Origin of the sequence: Bradyrhizobium sp. DOA1 (genome assembly GCF_001593325.1) — a bacterium.
Classification (GTDB): Bacteria; Pseudomonadota; Alphaproteobacteria; order Rhizobiales; family Xanthobacteraceae; genus Bradyrhizobium.
The window spans coordinates 3667737-3689816 of sequence record NZ_JXJM01000001.1 but is presented as its reverse complement, the minus strand read 5'-3'; the positions used below and the strand labels follow the sequence as shown (position 1 = coordinate 3689816).

The following is a 22080-nucleotide window of genomic DNA, read 5'->3' as shown; positions in this document are numbered from 1 at the left end:
CCGCTCGTCCAGTTCATGGCGCGCTATCGCGAGGCGGCGCCGAAGCTGCGAGCGGCGATCGAGGCGCTTCCGCCGGATGCGCTGCGCGCCTGGAGCGAGGCGCTGGGTGAGCCGACCTTCGTCGGCACCAGCGGCCGCGTGTTTCCGAAGGCATTCAAGGCCTCGCCCTTGCTGCGCGCCTGGCTGCGGCGGCTCGATGCCAGCGGCGTGCGGTTCGCATTTCGTCATCGCTGGAACGGTTGGGACGGCGAGGGGCGGCTGCGGTTTCAGACGCCCGACGGCATGCTTGCCGTCGCCGCGGACGCCACCGTGCTGGCGCTGGGCGGTGCAAGCTGGCCGCGCTTGGGATCGGACGGCCATTGGACGACAATCCTCGCCGACAAGGGCATCGCGATCTCCCCGCTGCGCCCGGCGAATTGCGGCTTCACAGTTAGCTGGTCGGATGTCTTCCGCGCGCGTTTCGAGGGCCAGCCGCTCAAGGGGATTGCGCTGAGCTTCGGCCCGCACAGCCTTCGCGGCGAAGCGATCGTCACGCAAGCCGGGATCGAGGGAGGTGCGATCTATGCCCTTTCGGCCGAACTGCGCGAGGCGGTTGGCGCGAAGGGCGAGGCGGTGCTGCACATCGCCCTCCGTCCGGACGTCGATCAGGTCGAACTGGTCAGGCGCCTGTCCGCATCGCGCGGCAAACAGTCATTCTCGAATTTCCTTCGGAAGGCAGCGCAGCTTTCGCCCGCCGCAGTTGGCTTGCTTCAGGAAGCCGCGATCAGCGCAGGTCAGTCGCTGTCGGCGATGTCGCCGGAGCAATTGGCCGAGCTCATCGATGGCGTGCCGGTCAAGCTCACCGGCGTGGCGCCGATCGTACGCGCGATCTCGAGTGCGGGCGCAATCTCGTTCGACGAACTCGATACGCATTATATGATCCGCAAGCTGCCGGGCGTATTCGCCGCCGGCGAGATGCTGGACTGGGAGGCGCCGACCGGGGGCTATCTGCTGCAGGCTTCGTTTGCGACGGGCGCTGCCGCGGGCAGGGGCCTGCTGGAGTGGCTCGCCCAGTCGCAGAAATCGTAGGGTGGGCAAAGGCGCGAAGCGCCGTGCCCACCATCTTTCGCAGTTACGGCGAGAACTCGTGGGCACGCTTCGCTTTGCCCACCCTACGGTGGCCTGCCCCTACCTGAGCTTGCCCCGCGCCGCGACCGGCAGCGTGCCGATGATCTCCTCGCCGCGCACCATCACCACCTCGTCCATCATGTTGACGACGACGCAGACGTGGTTGGGCACGATGCGGACGATATCGCCGACATTCGGCCGCGTGTTGCTGCGGGAGAGGTCGAGGAAGCCGTGCTCCTCCGCGAACTTCGCGATTTTCGCTTCCGGATGCTCCAGGATCAGGCCGTGGCCGTCGAGGCCGCCGGTGTCGGTCGTCAGTGTCTTCGAGCCGGCGTCGAGGATGCCGCGCTCAGACGCGGCGCGGCTCACCACCGTCGAATAGATGTGCAGCGCGCAGTCATCCCAGCTGGCGACGCCGGCGGCGACCTGCATGCGGTCGTTGTAGATATAGGTGCCGAAGCGGTGCTCGGTGCCGCCCTTGAGCTTGCCGAGATTCTTCAGGTTCGGCGTGCCGCCGGTGGAGACGATCTTTGCATCGAGGCCGTGCGCGCGTACGCCCGCCAGTGCCTCGTCATAGAACTTCTGCGCGTCTGCCCAGCCGGTCTCGGTCGGGTACATCATGAAGCCCGCGAATTCGAGTCCTTTGGACCCGGCGATCTCGCGCGCCAGCGCGATCGCTTCGGCCGGCGTCTCGACGCCCGCGCGTTTGCGGCCCGTGTCGCATTCGACCACGACCGAGAGCGTGCGGCCCGATGCCGCGGCCGCCTTGGGTAGCCCCGCGACGACGGTCGAATTGTCCGCGGCGACCGTCATGTTGGCTTTCGCCTGCAGCGCGCCGAGCCGGGCCATCTTCTCCTCGCCGAGCAGATTGTAGCTGATCAGGATGTCGTCGATGCCGGCATTGGCCATGATCTCGGCTTCGCCAAGCTTCTGGCAGGTGATGCCCTTCGCGCCCGCGGCGACCTGCATCTTGGCGATGGTCGGGTTCTTGTGCGTCTTGATGTGCGGCCGGCTGGCGAGGCCGGCGTCGTCGCAGGCCTTCTGGATCCGCGCGATGTTGCGCTCGACCCGGTCCATGTCGATGACGGCACAGGGCGTTCCATATTCGCGGGCGATCTTGGCGGCGAGGGGAGTGGTCATTTTTTAAGCCTGCTCTATTTCTTCGCGAAGCATTTCCAGTTCGAGCCAGCGCTCTTCAGCGGCGGACAGTTCTTCGTGCGCCTTGGCGATGGCGGCCGAGGTCTCGTCGAATTTCTTGCGATCCTTGGTGTAGAGATTGGGATCGTCGAGCACGCGCTGTAGCCTGGCGATGTCGGCTTGCAGCGTTTCCATCTTCTTCGGCAGGGTTTCCAGCGCGTGCTTCTCGTTGAAGCTCAGCTTCCGCTTCGGCACTGATGCGGCCGGAGCGGCGGAGCGCTCCTCTTTCTTTTCGGCCGGGGCTTGCGCCTTCGCCGTCTCGCGCTTCAGGTCGGCGCCGCGCTGTGCCAGCATGTCGCTATAGCCGCCGGCATATTCGATCCATTTGCCGTTGCCCTCAGGTGCGATCACGGAGGTGACGACGCGGTCGAGGAAGTCGCGGTCGTGGCTGATCAGGATGACCGTGCCCTCGTAGTCGCCGAGCATCTCCTCGAGCACGTCGAGCGTTTCGAGATCGAGATCGTTAGTCGGCTCGTCCAGCACCAGCAGGTTCGAAGGTTTCGCCAGCGCGCGTGCCAGCATCAGCCGGCCACGCTCGCCGCCCGACAGCACTTCCACCGGCGTGCCGCGCTGCTCCTGCGCGAACAGGAAGTCCTTCATGTAGCCCACGACATGCTTCGGCTTGCCGCCGACCATGATCTGGTCGCCACGGCCGCCGGTTAGGGCTTCGGCCAGCGTCGATTTGGGATCGAGGCTTTCACGGTGCTGGTCGAGGGTCGCGATCTCCAGATTGGCCCCGAGCCGGACGGTGCCGGTGTCGGGCTGCGCGCCGCCCGTGAGCAGATTGACCAGCGTGGTCTTGCCGGCGCCGTTGGGGCCGATGATGCCGAGCCGATCGCCGCGCTGGATACGCGTAGAAAAATTCTCGACGATCTTGCGCTCGCCATAGGCCTTGGTGATGCCCTTCGCCTCGATCACGAGCTTGCCGGATTGCTCGGCCTCGGCCGCGGCGAGACTGGCGGTGCCAGCAGTGCCGCGATAGTTGCGGCGCTGGTCGCGCAGCGCATGCAGATTGGCGAGCCGCTTGACGTTCCGCTTGCGCCGGCCGGAGACGCCGTGACGCAGCCAGTGCTCCTCGTCCACGATCTTGCGGTCGAGCTTGTGCTGGTCACGCTCTTCCTCCGCCAGCACCTCGTCGCGCCAGCTCTCGAAGGAGGCAAAGCCGCGGTCGATCTGCTTGATCCGGCCGCGATCGAGCCAGGCGGTCGAACGCGACAGATTGGTGAGGAAGCGGCGGTCGTGGCTGATCAGCACCAGCGCGCTGCGGCGGCTGTCGAGCTCCTTTTCGAGCCACTCGATGGTGGAGAGATCGAGATGGTTGGTCGGCTCGTCCAGCAGCAAGATGTCCGGCGAGGGCGCCAGCACGCGGGCGAGCGCGGCACGACGGGCCTCGCCGCCGGATACGTTGGCCGGATTCTCGTTGCCGGTGAGGCCGAGCTGCTCGACCAGGTAGCGCGCCTGGTATGGGTCGTCACCGGGCGCGAGCCCGGCCTCGACATAGGCGAGCGTCGTCTTGTGCTCGCCAAAATCCGGCTCCTGCGGGAGGTAGCGGACCGTGGCGCCGGGCTGCACGAAGCGCGTGCCGCCATCGGGCTCGACCAGGCCGGCCGCGATCCTCAGCAGCGTCGACTTGCCCGAACCGTTGCGGCCGATCAGGCAGACGCGCTCGCTTGGCGCGACGTTGAGCTCGACGCCCGACAGCAGCGGCGTGCCACCAAAGGTCAGCCTGATATCTTTCAGTTGGATCAGCGGCGGCGCCATGGTCAGCCTTAGCTCGTTGCGGCCTGATCGGCACGGCGGCGCTGGATCCGGCGCAGCGTCTGGTCGAGCGCCGAAAGGAAGGCGGAGCGATCGCGGGGCGCGAACGAGCGTGGACCACCAGTGACTTCGCCGGCCGAGCGCAAATCCGTCATGAGATTTCGCACCGCCAGCGTCATCCCGATCGATTCTTCCGTGAACGGCTTTCCGTTCGGCGCGATCACGTCCGCGCCGGCCTTGACGCAGCGGCTCGCCAGCGGAATGTCTGATGTCACGACGACGTCGCCGTGCCGGGCACGCTCGGCGATCCAGTCGTCGGCGGCGTCCATGCCGGCGCCGGCAGCGATGCGCTCGATCAGCGGATCCTGCGGCACGCGGATGAAATTGCCGGCGACGACGCTCACGGGCACGCCATGCCGGAGCGCGACGCGGTAAATCTCGTCCTTCACCGGACAGGCGTCGGCGTCGACATAGATGCGGGTGGGGGTGTCATTCATTCGCCGCGTGGTACCCCATTCGGGCCGCAAAGGCGAGGGGATTGACCGGTGTTCCCGGGGCTCTACGATCGGCCCTCAACCAACAAGAATTCGAGGGAACGCCCGTCATGCCGAACCGGCTCGAAACCTACCGCGTCGAAGCCTACAACACCGCCAAGCAATCCGAAAACAAGATGCATGACGACAATGTGGCGCGCCGCTTCGGCTTTTCCGGCGGGCTGGTCCCGGGCGTCGATGTCTTCGCCTACATGATGCACGTGCCGATTGCCCGCTGGGGCCGCGATTTCCTCCGCCGCGGGCTGGTCGAGGCCCGCTTCATCAAGCCGGTGTATGATGGCGAGACCGCCGATGTCGACGCCACCGAACACAACGAGCTGCTCACGATCGAGGTGTTCAGCCGCACTGAGCTGTGCGCCACGGGCACGGCCGCGCTGCCGGCCGCCGCACCTGCGGTCTCATTGAGCGACTATGTCGAGGTGCCCGTTGTCGCCGAGCGCAAACCGGTCAGCCCTGCAACGTTCGAGACCGGCAAGTGGCTCGGGACGACGCCGCGCCGCTGGGCGGGACAGGATGCGGCCGACTATCTCGCGGATGTCAGGGAGGCCGACCCGATCTTCGCCCGTGAGGGGCTCGGCCATCCCGGCCTGATCCAGCACGTCATGAACCGCGTACTGGTGGACAACACCATCCTGGGTCCGTGGATTCATGTCGGCAGCCGCATGCAGCTGCTGTCAGCCGCGCGCACTGGCGACGAGATCACCGCGCGGGCGAAGGTCACCGCGAACTACGAGAAGAAAGGCCACCGCTTCGTCGAGCTCGACGCTCTCGTCGTCGCCAACGGTACGACGCCGCTGGCGCATTGCCAGCACACCGCGATCTATCAGCCGCGCGAACAGGCGGCAGCTTAGGGCTGGTGATTCCTCGCATTGACTGTCATTCCCCGCGAAGGCGGGGAATCCAGTACGCCGCATCGTCTCGGTTCTACCGCGCTGTCTCTGGAATACTGGATCGCCCGCCTTCGCGGGCGATCCAGCGGAAGCTGGGGAGCGCGCGTCTACGCCGCCTTCGCCTTCGCCTCCTGGATCGCGCGCCAAACCCGCTCCGGGGTCAGCGGCATGTCGATGTGCTTGATGCCGTAGTCGGAGAGCGCGTCCAGCACCGCGTTCACGACCGTCGACAGGCTGCCGGCGCAGCCGGCTTCGCCGCAGCCCTTGCTGCCAAGCGGATTGGTGGTCGCCGGCACCGGGTGATCGCCGACAGTCATGTTCGGCACGTCCTCGGCGCGGGGCAGGGCATAGTCCATCAGCGAGCCCGTGATCGGCTGGCCGCTCTCGTCGTAGCGGATGTGCTCCATCAGCGCCTGGCCGATGCCCTGGACGACGCCGCCATGGAGCTGGCCTTCGACCAACAGCGGGTTGATCACCGTGCCGAAATCGTTCACCGCGCTGTAGCGAACGATCTGCACCACGCCAGTCTCCGGGTCGATCTCGACCTCGGCGACGTGGCAGCCGTTCGGGAATGCCGAGGCGACCGGCTCGCTGGTGTGGTCGACATCGAGGCTATCGGGCACGCCGTCAGGCACCTTGCCGTCATGCAGCTTCCTGGCGAGCTCCATGATGTCGATGCTGCGATCGGTGCCGGCGATCGTGAAGCTGCCGCCTTCGAACTCGATGTCGGCCTCCGACGCTTCCAGCAGATGCGCCGCAACCCGCTTGCCCTTTTCGATGACGAGCTTTGCAGCCCCCACGATGGCCTGGCCGCTCGCGGTAATCGAGCGCGAACCGCCGGTACCGTTGCCGGTGTGAACGATGTCGCTGTCGCCCTGCACGAGCTTCACGCTCTCGAAGGGGACGCCGAGCTGTTCGCACAGCACCTGCGCAAATGGCGTCGCATGACCCTGGCCGTAGTCGAGCGTGCCGGTGATAAGCTGCACGGAGCCATCCGCATCGAACACGATCTTGCCGAGCTCGGGGCTCGGCGGCGCAGTGACCTCGAGATAGGAGCCGACCGCGATGCCGCGCAGCTTGCCGGCCTTCTTGCTCTCCTTCTTGCGCTTGGCGAAATTCTCGTGGTCGGAGATCTCCAGCGCCTTGTTGAACACCGCCTGGAAGTCACCGCTGTCATAGGTGACGCCGGAGGACGCCTGGAACGGGATCTGGTTCGGCTTGATGAAGTTGCGCTTGCGCAAGGTCAACCGGTTGATGCCCATCTCGTCGGCGGCGCGGTCGATCAACCTCTCCATGTAGTAGTTGGCCTCAGGCCGGCCGGCGCCGCGATAGGCGCCCATCAGCGTGGTGTTGGTCAGCACCACCTTGATGTCGACGCCCATCAGCGGCGTACGATAGACGCTGGAAAAATTCTTGCCGGTGTTGAGCGAAAGCGGCCCGGGCGCAACGCCGGTGATGTAGGCGCCGAGATTGCCGTAGCCTTCGAGCTTGGCCGCGAGGAAATGGCCCTCGGCATCGAGCGCCAGCTCGCCGTGGATCTTCTGCGCGCGGCCGTGGCTGTCGGAGAGGAAGCTGGTGGAGCGTTCGTCCAGCCACTTCACGGGACGGCCGAGCGCCTTCGCCGCATACAGGATGCACATATATTCGGGATAGTTGATGTTCTTCATGCCGAAGGAGCCGCCGACATTGGCGGTGAGGATGCGCACCTTCTCGTTCGGCACTTTCAGGTTCTTGGCGAGATTGGCGCGGTTGCCGGCAACGCCCTGGGTCGGCACCTGAAGCGTGTAGCGTTCGGCCTTCTTGTCGTAGGAGGCGAGCCCGACGCGCGGCTCCATCGAGACCACCGCGACGCGCGTGTTCTCGATATCGATCTTGGTGACATGGGCAGCGCTGGCGAAGGCGGCGTTGACCTTGTCCATGTCGCCATAGTGATAATCGAGCGCGACATTGTTCGGGATATGGTCATAGAGCTGCGGCGCGCCGGGCCTGGCGGCTTCCTCCGGGTCCGTCACCGCCGGCAGCGGCTCGACGTCGAGCTCGACCGCCTCGGCCGCATCGCGCGCCTGCGCCAGCGTCTCTGCCACCACGAAGGCGACGGGATCGCCGACGAAGCGGACCTTGTCGGTCGCCAGCGGCTGGCGGTTGGTCTGGAGCAGGGGCGAGCCGTCGCGGCTCTTCAGCGGCAGGCCACAGGTGAAGGGGCCGTAGCCGGCGGCATCGAGATCCTTGCCGGTCCACACACCCAGCACGCCTGGCATCGCCTTGGCGGTATCGATGCCGATGCCGCGGATGATGCCATGGGCATGGGTGGAACGGACGACCACGGCATAGGCTTGGCCCGGCAGGTTGAAATCATCGGTATAGCGGCCCTTGCCGCGAACCAGCGTGTCGTCCTCCTTGCGGCGGACGGGCTGCCCGACGCCATATTTTTGCAGTGCAATAGCGTTTTCGAGCGTGGACGATTTGGTGTGTTCTTGCATGGGAATGACCTGAAAAGCCGGCATTTGCGCATTTTCGCGGCAGCGGGGGACCGGTCTCCTTGAGATAACCCACCACCCCGTTCACGACAACGCACGAATGGGCATGGTCCCATGTGATGCGTTGTTGCGCAGGCCGACCGCGCTGCTAATGTTTCAGGCGAAAAAGCAATTCCAGATCGGCCCATTGGGCCGCGGAAAGACAGTTTGTATGAATGACCACACGCGGCTCCGCGACGGCCACGGGCTGCACGGTGAGCTGGAGAGGTCGATGGCCGCGGTGGCGTTGGCCACTGGGCCGGCCGTCCCCGTGCAGGCGCCGGGAACCGGCGTCTATGCGGCCCTGGACCTCGGCACCAACAATTGCAGACTGCTGATCGCCTGTCCGACCCAGGACGGCTTTCGCGTGGTCGATTCCTTCTCGCGCATCATCCGGCTCGGCGAGGGCGTCTCGGCCACGGGCTGCATCAGTGACGCCGCGATCGAGCGCGCCATCGCCGCGCTCAGCATCTGTCGCGACAAGATCAATCTGCGCAAGGCGCGCCGGCTGCGGCTGATCGCGACCGAGGCCTGCCGCGCAGCCTCGAATGCGGAAGGTTTCCGCAGCCGCGTCGCGGCCGAGACCGGCATCGAGCTCGAGGTGATCGACCGCGAGACCGAGGCGGCGCTCGCCGTGCTCGGTTGCTCGCCGCTGGTCGATCCCAGGGGCAGGGGGGCGATCCTGTTCGACATCGGTGGCGGCTCGACCGAGCTGGTGCGGATCGAGCGCGATCCGGAAAATCCCGAGCCGCGGATCCGGGCCTGGATGTCGATCCCGTTCGGCGTGGTCACGCTCGCCGAGCAGTTCGGCGGCCGCGACGTCACCCCGGAGATCTATGCCGCGATGGAGCGCGAGGTCGCCCATCACGTCGCGCCGTTCGCGGCGGAGCACGGCCGCGACCTCGCCGACATGCACCTGCTGGGCACGTCGGGCACGGTGACGACGCTCGCCGGCATCCATCTCAACCTCGCGCGCTACGACCGCCGCCGTATCGACAGCATCTGGATGAACGATGCCGACGTCACCGCAACCATCAACAAGCTGCTCGGCATGAGCTACGTGGAGCGCGCGGCCAACAATTGCATCAGCGTCGAGCGCGCCGATCTCGTGCTGGCCGGCTGCGCCATCCTCGATGCCATCAGGCATGCCTTCCCGCTGCCGCGGCTGCGCGTCGCCGATCGGGGCCTGCGCGAGGGCATGCTGGTCGAGATGATGCGCGAGGACGGCGCGCTCAGGAGCTGGTGAGATGGCCAAGGACACCACCGGCCGCTTGCACGTCCAGGTCAAGACCGGCGGCAAGCGCAAGCTCTCGTCGAAGCTGTGGCTGGAGCGGCAGCTCAACGATCCCTATGTCGCCAAGGCCAAGGCGGCCGGCTATCGCTCGCGCGCGGCGTTCAAGCTGCTGGAGATCGACGACAAGTTTCGTCTGCTGAAACCGGGCATGGCCGTGGTCGACCTCGGCGCGGCGCCCGGCGGCTGGAGCCAGATCGCGGCCAAGCGCGTCGGCTCCACGGAAGGCAAGGGCAAGGTCGTCGCGATCGACTTGCTGGAGATGCCGGAAATTCCCGGCGTCGATTTCGCGCAGCTCGACTTCATGGACAATGACGCTCCCGAGAAGCTGACCGCGATGCTCGGCGGCAAGGCCGACGTCGTGATGTCCGATATGGCCGCCAACACCACCGGCCATCGCAAGACCGACCAGCTTCGCATCGTCGGCCTGGTCGAGACCGCGGCCGCGTTCGCCTGCGACGTGCTCAAGCCCGGCGGCAGTTTCCTGGCAAAGACGTTCCAGAGCGGCGCCGACGCCGAGCTGCTGGCCCAGCTCAAGCGCGACTTCGCGACGGTGCGGCACGTCAAGCCCGCCGCGAGCCGCCAGGATTCCTCGGAGCGCTATGTGCTGGCGACCGGGTTTCGGGGCGCTGCCATGAGCCAGCCGTAGGTTCTCTTTCGATCAGGGTAGAGCGATCGCGCCGGCCGCTCTCATGATGCAACGCGCTTCGGCCTGTTCTAAGATCGGGCGGACGAACAGCCACTGGCGCGGATGTGCGCAGTGCCGCCCACGTCGCGAATGAGCAATCCCTCTCCCTTAGCTCTTGTCGCCCTCGTGGAGATCGATGGCGCGCCTGGCGTGCGAAGAGACCTGCGGTTCTCCACGAGGCGCCTTGCGTAGGTCATCTTCACAGGGGTCTTGTGGGTCTCTCCGGGCTGACTAGGCGAACAGAAAATCATTCGCGCTGAGATTCACAACGCCTGCGATCGTGAAGTCGTTATTTGCATCGAAGTGGATGATGGTCTCTCCCCCAGTCACCTCGATATTCAAGTCGTCAAAATCGTGGATGTCATTCCCCGCGAGGCCCATGAGATCGATCTTATCTTGGCCCTGTTCAAAAATGGCCGTGTCATGCCCGTTCTGGGCGGCGAAGACGAACATATCCGCGCCGGATTCGCCAAACATGCTATCGTTTCCGATGCCGCTCACGAGGGTATCGTTGCCATCGCCTCCATTGAGGATATTTCCCGACCCACCAAACACTGTGAGTTGATCATTGCCTGTACCGCCAGCAAGGAAGCTCGATCCGAGTGAACCTGGCGCAACGGTTGCGGCCAGAACATCGTTTCCAGCGCCGCCATTCAGACGGTTCTCGGCAATCGAATCGTCTGTCACCGTAGGATCAGGAGTTGCTGAGAGAAACGCAGTGAGCTGGTCATCTCCGGCGCCGCCATTCAGGACATTCGCGACATCGTATAGAGCCTGCTCCAGACCAAATCCACCGTGGGCTACAGCGTCGAGATGCGCCGTCAGATTGTCTCGTCCAATACCTCCCTCGAGCTGATTGAGTGCGTGAACATACCCGCCGAGCGCGGTGGAGTCTGCGAGCAGACTGTCATTGCCGTTCCCGCCATCCAGATAATTCGTGACATCTGTGACGACGTTCTCCCCATCAGTGGAGTGGGTCGCCTCAAGGGTGTCGTTGCCGTCATCGCCCCAGAGCTGGTTGATACCCACCGGAGTCCTGGTATTGGAGTCGGTCAGGTTGAAGGCGCGCAAGACGTCGTCGCCCTGGCCCCCATGCAGCTCATTGCTGACAAAATCGGTCTGATTGGAAACGCCCTCGGCGCGTGCATTCAATTCATCGTTGCCGGCTCCGCCGAAGAGTAGGTTGCTGGCTGTGCCGTGGAGCGCGAAGAATGCCGTTTCGGCATGAGCGGTGACCCGGTCATCGCCCGCGCCGCCGTCGATGGTATTCAAGGCGATACTGTTTCCGACGGTGTTGCGACCGTCGGCAACGGCGTGAATGGTATCGTTGCCGCTTCCGCCGAACAAATCGGTCCTCACCGTTACATCTGCGAGCACAGGAAGCGCCACATTTGCGGTGGCACTGATGGTGTCGTCTCCGCTGCCGCCATCGAGCAGCACATCCGCGACCCGTTCCGGGCTCTGAGGCGCGTTCCCGCCTTGAAGAGTAACGGTCGCGCTGAGGTCGTCATTGCCTGTTCCGCCGAACTGAATGGCGAGTCCATGCCGGGGCGTATCGCCCTGCAGCACGACGACATTGGTCGTCAAATCATCGTTGCCGCTGCCGCCGATCAACGCTGTCCGGTTCAATGCGCTGTCCAAATGATCATTGCCGGCAAGTCCCAAGACAATGTCGCCCTCGGCGTGCGCGCTCAGGACATCGTCGCGTCTGCTGCCGATGATCAAACTGCTGACGGGGTCTAGGAGGGAGATCCAGTCGAACAGGCGAGAATCTGCTGCGAGAGTTCCGTCGGTTCGAAACAATTGTTGAGCGGCTTGGCTTTTTGTTTGAATGGTATTCGCCATATTTTCCTCCTTGGACATCAAACAATGAAGTCAATAACGCGGCGCCTGGATTGACTTCCGCGAAGCGCGCCCAACTGCGGATAAGCGCCTCGCGCTGCCGCCTCACGCATTCAGCGTGTCGGCGCGCCATCGGGCCTTATCGGCGCCGATCTGCATCATTCTTCGGTAGGCTTCCGTCGCCGCAGCACCGCGAACTTCTGCAGGCGGGCGGCATTAAATCAAAAGTTGTATTAATGTCTAATCAAATTTAATCGAGCCAAATTAATGGGACCAATTTAATAGGAGCGCATTCAAATAGTGGGCCCCGCGAAAGCCCGCATCGGCAGGGAACCTGTGCTGGCCCGTCTGCGAACGCTGACAGAGGCCTACCCCAGCCGCTGATCCCGCACGTCCTGCGTATCCTCGCTCGCCGCCTTGACCGCCGCCTTTTCGGCACCCTTGCCCGCGCCCTTGCGGCTCGCGATCTCGACCGCCTTGCGGCCGGAGATCTCGTGGCCGGCATCAACAGGCATCTGCCAGAAGAACCAGCTCGAGGCCGCCGAGGTCAGCGCGACCACGACGAAAGCGGGCGCGAACACGGTGGCATTGAGCTCATTGACATGGCTGAACCACATCGTGGTCTCGACGCAGGCTGCGCCGACGGCGACGCCGGCCGAGACTGCGAGCTGCTGGTTGACGCTGACGAGCGTGGTGGCGCGGCTCATCTGCGCGGTCTCGACCTCGGCATAGGCCACCGTGTTGATCGCGGTGAACTCAAGCGAGCGGAAGAAGCCGCCGACCACCAGGATCACCATGATGATGAGCAGCGGCGTCGTCACCGTGAACAGCGCACAGATTCCGAGAAAGAACGCGCTGACGATCGCGTTCACCGTCATGAGGTTGCGGAAACCGAAGGTGCGGATCAGGCGCGCCGCCAGCGTCTTCATGCCCATGGCGCCCAGCGAGGAGGCGAAGGTCACCAGACCCGAATGGAAGGGCGACAGGCCGAAACCGATCTGCATCAGAAGCGGCAACAGGAAGGGCAGCGCGCCGATACCGAGTCGGAACAGGAAGCCGCCGATCACGGCCGCGCGCAGCGTCGGCAGCTTCAGCAGCGAAAAGTCCAGGACCGGCGATCCCGTGCGCCGCGCATGCAGGACGTAGAGCGTCATCGAGATCGCGCCGCCCACGACCAGCGCGGCCACCGTGCTCCAGGGCAGCAAATTGAGCCCGGCCACCGACAGGCCGAATGCGATGCCGGCAAGCCCAATCCCCGCGAGCACCATGCCGTAGAGATCGAACGGCTCCTGCGTCTCGCTCTTGATGGGATCTATGTAGCGCAGCGCCATGAAGATGCCGAGCAGCCCGATCGGGATGTTGATCAGGAAGATCCAGTGCCAGGAGGCGTAGGTGGTGATGAAGCCGCCGAGCGGTGGCCCGATCACGGGACCGATCAGGGCAGGGACCGTCACCCAGGCCATCGCATTGACCAGCGCGCTCTTGTCGACCGAGCGCAGCAGCACGAGACGCCCGACCGGGGTCATCATCGCCCCGCCCATGCCTTGCAGGATGCGCGCGAACACGAAATCGGTAACCGACGTCGACAGCGCGCAGCCGACTGAGCCGACCATGAACACGCCGACCGCGATCGCGAACACCATGCGCGCACCGAAGCGGTCGGCAGTCCAGCCGCTCGCCGGGATGAACACCGCGAGCGACAACAGGTAGGAGGTGATCGCGAGCTTCAGCGTCAGCGGGCTGGTGCCGATATCGGCCGCGATCGCCGGCAGCGAGGTGGCGATCACCGTGGAGTCCATGTTCTCCATGAAGAGCGCAGTGGCCACGATCAGCGGGATGACGCGTTGCTTGTCGACCATGACGGATTGGTAATGAAAATCGGAAAGGACGGGTGGACTTGCGGCTTATCACCGCCGTCCGGCGACGACCATTGCGGATCGGCGCATGGCACCTAAATCCTGCGTGACGACGGTGTGCCTCCCGCGGTCGGACCCATCGACATTCTCTCGTCATTCCGGGGCGCGCCCCTTGGCGCGAGCCCGGAATCCATTGGGCCGCAGAGACCGCTGCCGGATGGATTCCGGGCTCGCGACTTCGTCGCGCCCCGGAATGAAGGTGGGTGGGGTCGCGCAGCCATCTACGTTGAACCGGCCATCCACGCTGAATTTACTCAAAAAGCCTGTGCATGGCTGGCCGGCGGTCCGAATTGCTTTGATTCGTCACGCAGGCGTGCTATCGACCCGCGTCAACCCCACTGATGGGCTCCGATTCTCAAGGCGTCGCCGCAAGGTACGCCGAGGGCGGCGCTCATCCATAAGCATTTGCGGCTGGGCCGCAGGAAGGAGTTGGCAGATGGCCACGGTGCAACTTCAAGGCATTCGCGAGGCCTTCACGTTCGACGACGTGCTGTTGAAGCCGGGCCTGTCGGACGTCATGCCGGGCGAGGTCGACATTCGCTCCCGCGTCACCCGCGCCATTCCGCTCAACATCCCGATCATGGCCTCCGCCATGGACACCGTCACCGAGGCACGCATGGCGATCGCCATGGCGCAGGCCGGCGGCCTCGGCGTCATCCATCGCAATTTCGATCCCGAGGGGCAGGCCGCCCAGGTCCGGCAGGTCAAGCGCTACGAGTCGGGCATGGTGGTGAACCCACTCACCATCAGCCCCGATGCCACGCTCGACGATGCGCTCAAGCTGATGAGCGATCACGGCATCTCCGGCATTCCCGTCGTCACCGGCGCCGGCAAGAACATCCCCGGCAAGCTGGTCGGCATCCTCACCAACCGCGACGTCCGCTTTGCCACCGACCGCCGGCAAAAAGTCTCCGAGCTGATGACGCATGAAGGCCTCGTCACGGTGCGCGAGAATGTCAGCCAGGACGAGGCGCGGCGGATGCTGCACCAGCATCGCATCGAGAAGCTGCTCGTCGTCGACGATCAATATCGCTGCGTCGGCCTCATCACCGTCAAGGACATGGAGAAGGCGGTCGCCCATCCGCTCGCCTGCAAGGACGCGCAGGGGCGCCTCCGCGTCGCCGCCGCCACCACGGTCGGTGACAGCGGCTTCGAGCGCACCGAGCGGCTGATCGATGCCGGCGTCGACCTCGTCGTCGTCGACACTGCGCACGGCCATTCCCGCCACGTGCTGCATGCGGTGAACCGCATCAAGCGCCTGTCCAATTCGGTGCAGGTCGTTGCCGGCAACGTCGCCACCACCGAAGGCGCGCAGGCGCTGATCGATTCCGGCGCAGATTGCATCAAGGTCGGCATCGGGCCGGGCTCGATCTGCACCACGCGCATCGTCGCCGGCGTCGGCGTTCCCCAACTCACCGCGATCATGGATGCGGTGGAAGCCGCGAAGAAGGCCGACGTTCCCGTCATCGCCGACGGCGGCATCAAGTTCTCCGGCGACCTCGCCAAGGCGCTCGCCGCCGGCGCGGACATCGCCATGGTCGGGTCGCTGCTCGCCGGCACTGACGAGACGCCCGGCGAAGTGTTCCTGTGGCAGGGCCGTTCCTACAAGGCCTATCGCGGCATGGGCTCGGTCGGCGCGATGGCCCGCGGCTCCGCCGATCGCTACTTCCAGCAGGACATCAAGGACACGCTCAAGCTGGTCCCTGAAGGCATCGAGGGCCAGGTACCGTACAAGGGCCCGGTCGGCAACGTCATGCACCAGCTCGCGGGCGGCCTTCGCGCCGCGATGGGTTATGTCGGCGCGCGCGACATGAAGGAGCTGCACAGCAAGGCGCAGTTCGTCCGCATCACCGGCGCGGGCTTGCGCGAAAGCCACGTCCACGACGTCACCATCACGCGCGAGGCGCCGAACTATCCGGGCGGGGGTTAGTAACTCCGCCCTCGTGCCCCGGACGCAGCGCAGCACCCCTTGGCGATGCGCTGCAGAGCCGGGGCCCATGTCTTCCCATCTCCTCGTGTTGCTTTCTGGGTCCCGGCTCTGCGCAGCAACGCCAGGCGTTGCAGCGCGTCCGGGACACGAGAGCCGTACGCGCCGCGTCTAACCGCCCCAGCGCTTTTGTATTGACGCGCCGCGTTGCCTCCGCTTCCGTTTGCGCCGAAACACAATTCGGAGGAAGCCATCATGGCCCAAGCAAAACGCATCGTTCTCGCCGCGCGCCCCGTCGGTGAGCCCAAGCCGTCGGATTTTCGCCTGGAGGAATTCGCGGTGCCGACGCCTGGAGCAGGCGAGGTGCTGCTGCGCACGATCTGGCTCTCGCTCGATCCCTATATGCGCGGGCGCATGAGCGATGGCCCGTCCTATGCCGCACCGGTACCGATCGGCGGCGTGATGGAGGGCGAGGGGGTCAGCGAGGTCGCGGCCTCCAACACCCCTGATTTCGCAGTCGGCGACATCGTGCGCATCCGGTCCGGCTGGCAGACGCACGCCATCTCCAACGGAAAGGGCCTGATCAAGGTCGATCCGAAGCTCGGTCCGATCTCGACCTCCATTGGTGTGCTCGGCATGCCCGGCATGACGGCGTATACGGGCCTGCTCGACATCGGCAAGCCGCAAGAAGGCGAGACCGTCGTCGTCGCCGGTGCCTCCGGCGCGGTCGGCTCAGCCGTCGGCCAAATCGCCAAGATCAAAGGGGCGCGCGCGGTCGGCATCGCCGGCGGCAAGGACAAGTGCGACTACGTCGTGAAGGAACTCGGCTTCGATGCCTGCATCGATCACCGCGATCCTGATCTGGCGGCGAAGCTGAAGGATGCCTGCCCCAAGGGCATCGACGTCTATTTCGAGAATGTCGGCGGCGCCGTATTCGAGGCTGTTTTCCCGCTGCTCAATCCGTTCGCCCGCGTGCCGGTCTGCGGCCTGATCGCCCATTACAACGACACCGAGGCCAAGCCGCCGAAATGGGCCGCATCCATGATGCGGGCGACCCTGACCAAGCGGCTGACCTTCCGCGGCTTCATCGTCTCCGACTTCGCATCCCGCCATGGCGATTTTCTGCGCGACATGTCCGGCTGGGTCCGTGAGGGCAAGGTCAAGTACAAGGAGTTCGTCACCGAGGGCCTGGAGAGTGCACCCGGCGCCTTCATGGGCCTGTTGAAGGGCGCCAATTTCGGCAAGCAGCTGGTGCGGGTTGGGCCCGATAAGGCCTAGGACGACGGCACTGGGACTCCCGTGGCGCCTGAGCCACACGCCGGGCGAGGATGGTTAACAAAGAGTCACCAAATGGTCACACCTGTCGGCAAAAGCCGCGGGTGTGACCGCCGGTTCATTGACGCCAACTCGAAGGCATTGAATCATCGCGCATATTTTAGGTGTAGCGATGTTAGAGCTCAGTGTTTTCTGCGTCATTCTGCTGGCCGCCGGCTATTGGGTGGCGATGTTCGTCATGGGCCGCCACGACGACGTCATCCACGGCAAGTTCGTTCACGACGAGGAGGTGGACGATTTTGCCCGACCTTCGATGCCGGCACCTCCGCCGCCGTTCCCGAAGCGGCCGGTCAAGGCTGCGCAGCCGGCCAGTCAGCCGCCTGCCGATAATCTTGCGGCAAAGCCGGTGAACAGCGCCGCGCTGCAATCGCTGCTCGCCGCGATCCAGCAGGATCTCAAGAGCGTCGCGTAGGGATACACCGTTTTCGAGCGGAGTGGGCACCGGTTCGCGTGAAGAAAACGCGTCAAACAAGAATCTAAAGCTACGGTTCTGATTTAGTCAGAACCGATAATGCTCTAGTGCTCGCCGCCCATCTGGGCGAGCAGCTCTTCGATGTCGACATCGCGCTGGCCCGCTGCTCTCGCGTGACAGACTTCGAGACTGTCGGGCCGGAAGCGATACTCAACCAAACCGACTTCCTTGATCGCGATCCGGTCCTGCCGCGCATCGTTGATGACGAAGCCCGCCGATGGCGCCCAGACGTGCCGCGTGTGGCGGAAGGTGAAGTCGCGCCGCTGGTGCACGTGCCCGCTGGCGATGAGGCGCAGGTCGACAGGCGCAAACATCTCGAGCAGCTGCGCGCGTGCCGGCTGCGGCACGTAGCGGATCGAGGTCTCCGGCGCCTCGGGGTCGTCGGGCAGGTTGAGGAAGACCGGCTTGTGCAGGAACAGCGCGACCGGCCTGCCGTTCACGCGCGAGATTTCCGAGGCGAGCCAGTTGAACTGCTCAGCCTCGAAGGCGAGCCCCGAATTCATCACCAGCGAGTTGAGGCCGATGAAGTACCAGCCGGCGGCCTCGAACGACCAATGGTCTTCGCCGATGATCTCGCAGAATTGCCGGCGGTGCGCCTCGCTCACCGGCGGCTTCGGCGCCGGCCCGATCGCGGTCGGATTGTCGCCGATGTCGTGATTGCCGGGCAGGTAGCGGCAGGCGACCGGCAGGGCGTCATGCAGGCTTTTGGCGAATGCGACGTCGTCGCGGCTGGTCGGCCCGTCGAAGGAGACGTCGCCGGTATTGATGACGAGGTCGGGCCTGTCGGCATCGATGTGCTCGCAGACACGATGGAAGTTTTCGATCAGGCCGGGGAAGCGCTGGCCAGATGGGTGTCGGAGATCTGTGTGAGACGAAATTCGGACATAGCCGATCATAGGCCCGGCCGAACGTCGGAACGATGACGCTGCGCGCATCGTTCGCATCGAACAAAGTTTAAAGCACTCGGTAGCGGATCGTGTAGCCGTCCTGCGGCGCGATCGGCCCGGCCAGTGGCGAGGCGATGCGGTCGGCGAGGTGCCAGGGGCCGAACTCGCTGCGATGGGGCTCGGCGGGCAGGCGGAGGCGGAACTCGAACGTTCCTTTGCCCGGCAGGTTCACCACCAGCACGCGATCCGCAGTGCGATGGTTGAGCGCTACCGCGCCGCGCAGCAGCGCGCGGCCATCGGCGAGGTCGCGCACGCCGTCGACTAGCGCCAGCGTCTGGTTGCGGTCGGTGTGCAGCTCGATCTGGGTGTCGGTGACCGCCGTCAGCATCTCCCGGGGCATGCGGATCTCGAACTCGACCGCGGGTTTGGACGGGTTGAGGCCGAGATAGGCGAGGGCCGCATGGCGCATGTCGTAGGCGGCAAAGCCGAACAGGATGATCGCGGCAAGGGTCGCCAAGCCATGCCTGGCGACGTCGCGCCAGGTCCTGTAGCTCAGGCGGAAATACACGGTCATCGCCAGTGCCACCGCGAGCGCGGCGGCGATGCCCGCCAGCGCCGACAACAGGAGGCCGTGCCGGCCGTCGGCGGATTGGGCGAAAAGGCTGGACAGGATGTTCATGGCGGCGCTCGCCTCGGTCCAAAAGGACCAAAATCGCTGTGATGATCGCCCGTTGGTCGCCGCACCGGGAACGCCGGTTCATCTCGTTCATTGTCAGGGCCAAAACGCGCCGCTAATGACGTCGGCGGCATTTCGCCTTCCGGGAAAGTTCCGATGTCCGTTCAAATGGTCCTGCTGCCGGTTTTCGTGCAGGTCGCACTCACCTTCGCGCTCTTGATCGGCATGGTGCTGGCGCGCCGCAAGACGCTGGTCTCGGGCGAGACCAAGATCCGCGACATTGCGCTGGGCGAGCCGAACTGGCCCACGGGCGCCACGCAAATCGCCAATTGCTACCGCAACCAGTTCGAGCTGCCGGTGCTGTTCTACGTCCTGATCGCGCTGGCCTTGCCGCTGCGCCGGGCCGATCTCTTCATCGTGCTGATGTCGTGGGTGTTCGTGGTGACGCGCTTTGCCCATGCCGGCGTCTTCGTCACCTCGAACGATCTCGGCCGCCGCTCCACGGTCTGGCTCGCCAGTGTGCTGGTGCTGCTGGCGATGTGGATCTACTTCGCGCTGAAGCTGCTCCTGCTGATCTGACGGCCTGCGCCCGGCGCATCACGCGCAAAACAGAAACGTCTCGTCTAAAGGCAATCAAATGACGCCCGCTGCCCGGCTGTCCGCAGCCATCGAATTGATCGACACCATCGAGAAGGACCGCGTGCCCGCGGCCAAGGCGCTGAAGGAGTGGGGCACCGCGCACCGCTTCGCCGGTTCCGGGGACCGTGCCGCCATCGCAGGCCTGGTCTGGGACGTGCTGCGCCGCTACGCCTCCAGCGCCTGGCTCATGGACGCAGATACCGCGCGGGCGCGCCTGATCGGCATGCTGCGCCTCGAGCGCGGCATGGACACCGCCACCATGGCCGCGCTGTGCGACGGAAGCCGGTTCGCCCCGGCGCCGCTGACCGAGGCCGAGCAGGCTGCGCTCGCCTCGCGCTCGCTCGACGATGCCCCGGCCGCGGTTGCGGGCGATTATCCCGAATGGCTCGATTCGCACCTTGCAAAAGTGTTCGGCGAGGACCGCGCTCTTGAAGCCGCCGCGATGGCGAGCCGGGCCCCGCTCGACCTGCGGGTCAACACGTTAAAATCCAATCGGGACAAGGTGCTGCGTGCGCTTGCTCATCTTCATGCGAAACCGTTGCAATGGTCCGCAACCGGCCTTCGCATCGAGCTTTCGGCCGATGCGCGCAACCCCGGCATCCAGGCCGAGGAGGATTTCATCAAGGGCGGAATTGAAGTGCAGGATGAGGGATCGCAGCTTGCGGCCCAATTCACCGCGGCAAAACCCGGCGAGCAGGTGATTGATCTCTGCGCCGGCGCCGGCGGCAAGACGCTGGCGCTCGCAGCCCTGATGCAGGGGAAGGGCCGGCTGATCGCCACCGACCGCGACAAGCGGCAGCTCGCCCCGATCCACGAACGCCTGTCGCGCGCCGGCGTCCACAATGCCGATATCCGTACCCCCAAGGGCGAGGCCGATCCGCTCTCCGACATCCGCGCCTCGGCCGATCTCGTCGTGATCGACGCGCCCTGCACGGGAACCGGCACTTGGCGCCGCAACCCCGATGCCAAATGGCGGATGCGGCCGGGCGCGCTGGAGATTCGCCTGCGCGACCAGGCCGAGGTGCTGGAGCGCGCGGTTCCTCTGGTGAAGCCGGGCGGGCGTATCGCCTACATCACCTGCTCGGTGCTGGCGGAAGAGAACGGCGAGCAGGTGAGGGCGTTCGTCGCCCGCCATCCCGAGTTCGCGGTGGTGCCGCCCGAGCAGACCGCGAGCGTGCTCTGGGACAAGGCGGAAGCCTTTGCCGAGGCCGCGCTGCAATCCGAGGAAGGCTGGCTGATGACGCCCCGGCGGACCGGCACCGACGGGTTCTTCGTGTCGGTGCTGCGAAAGAGCGCCTGATCTCACTCCGCCCAACAGCAAAAGCCCCGCAGACCGGATCCCGGTCGCGGGGCTTTCTTTTTTCTAGCGTTCTGCCGGTACGTCCGCGGTCAGAACGTTGCGCGGGTGTTAGCCGACGCGGAGATTGTCAGCCGAGGACTTGCCGCTGCGACGATCGGCGACGATGTCGAACGAGACCTTCTGACCCTCGTTGAGGGAAGAGAGGCCAGCGCGCTCGACGGCGCTGATGTGCACGAACACGTCCTTCTGGCCGTCGTCCGGCTGGATGAAACCATAACCCTTTTGGGTGTTGAACCACTTCACGGTGCCCATAGCCATGGGAATTTCCTTTAGTTAGTTAGAGAGGTACGCACGCGGACCGGTACGCAGCATTGCGCCCATAGTCCCTGATGAGTCGATGTTTGGAGAATTCATCTGAAGCGTGCGCGCCCGTAATCAACGAAGCGAAGCGGCCCAGTCGTTCGGCCAAGTATCGATGATCACAATATAGCGAGAATTTGGGGCCACTTCAAGGCACCACCCGTGGCTCGGCGCCTCGCGCGACTTTGCTATTTTGCGGTGCAAATTAACCGCGCTCTCGCGTCCTAGTCGACGATGAAGAGGGTCGCGCCGGTGGCCGTCGAGGACCGATGGGCGGCGTCGCTGAAATCCGAGACCTGGTAGCTCATCCCCGCCGTCAGCTTGAATGTGCGCCCGTCGCGCAGCTCGCTGACGAGCTCGCCCTTCAGCACGTAGAGCACGTGCCCGCGATCGCACCAGTGGTCGGCGAGATAGCCGGGCGAATACTCGACCATCCGCACCCGGAGATCGCCGATCTCGAGCGTCCGCCACTTGGCCTCGCCGCGCTCGCCGGGATGCGTGGTCGGCTCGACCTTGCTCCAATCAGTGACGGTGAAGGGCGAGGCGGGGAGTTGCATGGGGGGTCCTGTTTCAGAGCCGGCGGCGCTTCTGTTAGCGCACGCCGCTGGCGCAGTCTCCGTCGTTGCGATCGGCCCTCTTTCAGAGGTGGGCGCAATTAGGTCAATAATGCTTACCCATGTACCGCCTGTCCATGCCCAAAGAAGCATGTGGGCGCGCCGCCGCCG

19 protein-coding genes are annotated in these 22080 nt (G+C 65.1%); 9 read left to right on the top strand and 10 right to left on the bottom strand.

The features are described 5' to 3' along the window. Positions 1–1068, top strand: a 1068-nt coding sequence (locus tag SE91_RS17595) for a TIGR03862 family flavoprotein (protein ID WP_061848471.1), incomplete at its 5' end; no start/stop codon positions are given. A 99-nt stretch (positions 1069–1167) separates the two neighbouring features. Here the strand turns inward: SE91_RS17595 and SE91_RS17590 are convergent. From SE91_RS17590 to SE91_RS17580, 3 genes are read right to left on the bottom strand one after another with little or no spacing between them, the layout of a single operon-like run. Further along, the gene (locus SE91_RS17590) at positions 1168–2247 is read right to left on the bottom strand and encodes a D-TA family PLP-dependent enzyme (RefSeq protein WP_061848470.1); all 1080 of its coding nucleotides are present in this window, start codon (positions 2245–2247) and stop codon (positions 1168–1170) included. A gap of 3 nt (positions 2248–2250) precedes the next feature. Further along, a complete protein-coding gene (locus SE91_RS17585) occupies positions 2251–4065 on the bottom strand; it encodes an ABC-F family ATP-binding cassette domain-containing protein (protein ID WP_061848469.1) in 1815 nt (604 codons plus the stop codon). A gap of 8 nt (positions 4066–4073) precedes the next feature. Next, the gene (locus SE91_RS17580; RefSeq protein WP_008552202.1) at positions 4074–4559 is read right to left on the bottom strand and encodes a YaiI/YqxD family protein; all 486 of its coding nucleotides are present in this window, start codon (positions 4557–4559) and stop codon (positions 4074–4076) included. A 107-nt stretch (positions 4560–4666) separates the two neighbouring features. On the opposite strand from SE91_RS17580, the gene SE91_RS17575 reads away from it, so the two are divergent. Continuing rightward, on the top strand, positions 4667–5467 hold the full coding sequence (locus tag SE91_RS17575; protein ID WP_061848468.1) for a hotdog family protein: 801 nt from the start codon (positions 4667–4669) through the stop codon (positions 5465–5467). Between the two features lie 146 nt (positions 5468–5613). Here the strand turns inward: SE91_RS17575 and SE91_RS17570 are convergent, their stop codons facing one another. Next, positions 5614–7986 (bottom strand): xanthine dehydrogenase family protein molybdopterin-binding subunit, encoded by a 2373-nt coding sequence (locus SE91_RS17570; protein WP_061851181.1) that lies wholly within the window; start codon positions 7984–7986, stop codon positions 5614–5616. A gap of 208 nt (positions 7987–8194) precedes the next feature. Between SE91_RS17570 and SE91_RS17565 the strand changes: the two genes are divergently transcribed. Both SE91_RS17565 and SE91_RS17560 read left to right on the top strand, forming a co-directional pair. Then, entirely contained in the window at positions 8195–9268 is a 1074-nt protein-coding gene (locus tag SE91_RS17565; protein WP_061848467.1) for a Ppx/GppA phosphatase family protein, read from the top strand. Position 9269: 1 nt separating this feature from the next. Then, positions 9270–9962, top strand: coding sequence for an RlmE family RNA methyltransferase (locus SE91_RS17560; protein WP_061848466.1), 693 nt, complete (start codon positions 9270–9272; stop codon positions 9960–9962). Positions 9963–10232: 270 nt separating this feature from the next. Here SE91_RS17560 and SE91_RS17555 read toward each other — a convergent pair whose 3' ends face one another. Continuing rightward, positions 10233–11846 carry a calcium-binding protein gene (locus SE91_RS17555; protein WP_197489479.1) on the bottom strand — a complete coding sequence of 538 codons (1614 nt, stop codon included), beginning with the start codon at positions 11844–11846 and terminating at the stop codon, positions 10233–10235. A gap of 365 nt (positions 11847–12211) precedes the next feature. Continuing rightward, the gene (locus tag SE91_RS17550) at positions 12212–13702 is read right to left on the bottom strand and encodes an MDR family MFS transporter (protein ID WP_061848464.1); all 1491 of its coding nucleotides are present in this window, start codon (positions 13700–13702) and stop codon (positions 12212–12214) included. Between the two features lie 493 nt (positions 13703–14195). On the opposite strand from SE91_RS17550, the gene guaB reads away from it, so the two are divergent. The 3 genes from guaB to SE91_RS17535 all read left to right on the top strand — a co-directional run bounded on the left by guaB (position 14196) and on the right by SE91_RS17535 (position 17433). Then, the gene (gene guaB / locus SE91_RS17545) at positions 14196–15689 is read left to right on the top strand and encodes an IMP dehydrogenase (protein WP_060735814.1); all 1494 of its coding nucleotides are present in this window, start codon (positions 14196–14198) and stop codon (positions 15687–15689) included. Between the two features lie 252 nt (positions 15690–15941). Continuing rightward, positions 15942–16964: an NADPH-dependent curcumin/dihydrocurcumin reductase gene (curA, locus tag SE91_RS17540; protein WP_061851180.1), complete on the top strand. Its 1023-nt coding sequence runs from the start codon at positions 15942–15944 to the stop codon at positions 16962–16964. Positions 16965–17133: 169 nt separating this feature from the next. After that, positions 17134–17433: a hypothetical protein gene (locus tag SE91_RS17535; protein WP_060735815.1), complete on the top strand. Its 300-nt coding sequence runs from the start codon at positions 17134–17136 to the stop codon at positions 17431–17433. 104 nt (positions 17434–17537) lie between these two features. Here SE91_RS17535 and SE91_RS17530 read toward each other — a convergent pair whose 3' ends face one another. Together SE91_RS17530 and SE91_RS17525 are read right to left on the bottom strand one after the other, a co-directional pair. Then, the gene (locus SE91_RS17530) at positions 17538–18428 is read right to left on the bottom strand and encodes a metallophosphoesterase family protein (protein ID WP_245318475.1); all 891 of its coding nucleotides are present in this window, start codon (positions 18426–18428) and stop codon (positions 17538–17540) included. A gap of 19 nt (positions 18429–18447) precedes the next feature. Further along, complete coding sequence (locus SE91_RS17525; RefSeq protein ID WP_061848463.1) at positions 18448–19059, bottom strand: hypothetical protein; 612 nt, start codon at positions 19057–19059, stop codon at positions 18448–18450. 153 nt (positions 19060–19212) lie between these two features. On the opposite strand from SE91_RS17525, the gene SE91_RS17520 reads away from it, so the two are divergent. After that, complete coding sequence (locus SE91_RS17520) at positions 19213–19635, top strand: MAPEG family protein (RefSeq protein WP_061848462.1); 423 nt, start codon at positions 19213–19215, stop codon at positions 19633–19635. A 58-nt stretch (positions 19636–19693) separates the two neighbouring features. Beyond that, positions 19694–20995: an RsmB/NOP family class I SAM-dependent RNA methyltransferase gene (locus tag SE91_RS17515; protein WP_061848461.1), complete on the top strand. Its 1302-nt coding sequence runs from the start codon at positions 19694–19696 to the stop codon at positions 20993–20995. A gap of 108 nt (positions 20996–21103) precedes the next feature. Here SE91_RS17515 and SE91_RS17510 read toward each other — a convergent pair whose 3' ends face one another. Beyond that, positions 21104–21313 (bottom strand): cold-shock protein, encoded by a 210-nt coding sequence (locus SE91_RS17510; RefSeq protein ID WP_008141931.1) that lies wholly within the window; start codon positions 21311–21313, stop codon positions 21104–21106. 266 nt (positions 21314–21579) lie between these two features. After that, positions 21580–21912: a DHCW motif cupin fold protein gene (locus tag SE91_RS17505; protein ID WP_061848460.1), complete on the bottom strand. Its 333-nt coding sequence runs from the start codon at positions 21910–21912 to the stop codon at positions 21580–21582. Positions 21913–22080: the final 168 nt, after the last annotated feature.

Excerpts from the sequence above, each read along its gene's own strand:
- SE91_RS17590 (WP_061848470.1), bottom strand. The coding sequence starts at position 2,247 with ATGACCACTCCCCTCGCCGCCAAGATCGCCCGCGAATATGGAACGCCC.
- SE91_RS17585 (WP_061848469.1), bottom strand. The coding sequence starts at position 4,065 with ATGGCGCCGCCGCTGATCCAACTGAAAGATATCAGGCTGACCTTTGGT.
- SE91_RS17580 (WP_008552202.1), bottom strand. The coding sequence starts at position 4,559 with ATGAATGACACCCCCACCCGCATCTATGTCGACGCCGACGCCTGTCCG.
- SE91_RS17575 (WP_061848468.1), top strand. The coding sequence starts at position 4,667 with ATGCCGAACCGGCTCGAAACCTACCGCGTCGAAGCCTACAACACCGCC.
- SE91_RS17570 (WP_061851181.1), bottom strand. The coding sequence starts at position 7,986 with ATGCAAGAACACACCAAATCGTCCACGCTCGAAAACGCTATTGCACTG.
- SE91_RS17565 (WP_061848467.1), top strand. The coding sequence starts at position 8,195 with ATGAATGACCACACGCGGCTCCGCGACGGCCACGGGCTGCACGGTGAG.
- SE91_RS17560 (WP_061848466.1), top strand. The coding sequence starts at position 9,270 with ATGGCCAAGGACACCACCGGCCGCTTGCACGTCCAGGTCAAGACCGGC.
- SE91_RS17555 (WP_197489479.1), bottom strand. The coding sequence starts at position 11,846 with ATGGCGAATACCATTCAAACAAAAAGCCAAGCCGCTCAACAATTGTTT.
- SE91_RS17550 (WP_061848464.1), bottom strand. The coding sequence starts at position 13,702 with ATGGTCGACAAGCAACGCGTCATCCCGCTGATCGTGGCCACTGCGCTC.
- guaB (WP_060735814.1), top strand. The coding sequence starts at position 14,196 with ATGGCCACGGTGCAACTTCAAGGCATTCGCGAGGCCTTCACGTTCGAC.
- curA (WP_061851180.1), top strand. The coding sequence starts at position 15,942 with ATGGCCCAAGCAAAACGCATCGTTCTCGCCGCGCGCCCCGTCGGTGAG.
- SE91_RS17535 (WP_060735815.1), top strand. The coding sequence starts at position 17,134 with ATGTTAGAGCTCAGTGTTTTCTGCGTCATTCTGCTGGCCGCCGGCTAT.
- SE91_RS17530 (WP_245318475.1), bottom strand. The coding sequence starts at position 18,428 with ATGCGCGCAGCGTCATCGTTCCGACGTTCGGCCGGGCCTATGATCGGC.
- SE91_RS17525 (WP_061848463.1), bottom strand. The coding sequence starts at position 19,059 with ATGAACATCCTGTCCAGCCTTTTCGCCCAATCCGCCGACGGCCGGCAC.
- SE91_RS17520 (WP_061848462.1), top strand. The coding sequence starts at position 19,213 with ATGTCCGTTCAAATGGTCCTGCTGCCGGTTTTCGTGCAGGTCGCACTC.
- SE91_RS17515 (WP_061848461.1), top strand. The coding sequence starts at position 19,694 with ATGACGCCCGCTGCCCGGCTGTCCGCAGCCATCGAATTGATCGACACC.
- SE91_RS17510 (WP_008141931.1), bottom strand. The coding sequence starts at position 21,313 with ATGGCTATGGGCACCGTGAAGTGGTTCAACACCCAAAAGGGTTATGGT.
- SE91_RS17505 (WP_061848460.1), bottom strand. The coding sequence starts at position 21,912 with ATGCAACTCCCCGCCTCGCCCTTCACCGTCACTGATTGGAGCAAGGTC.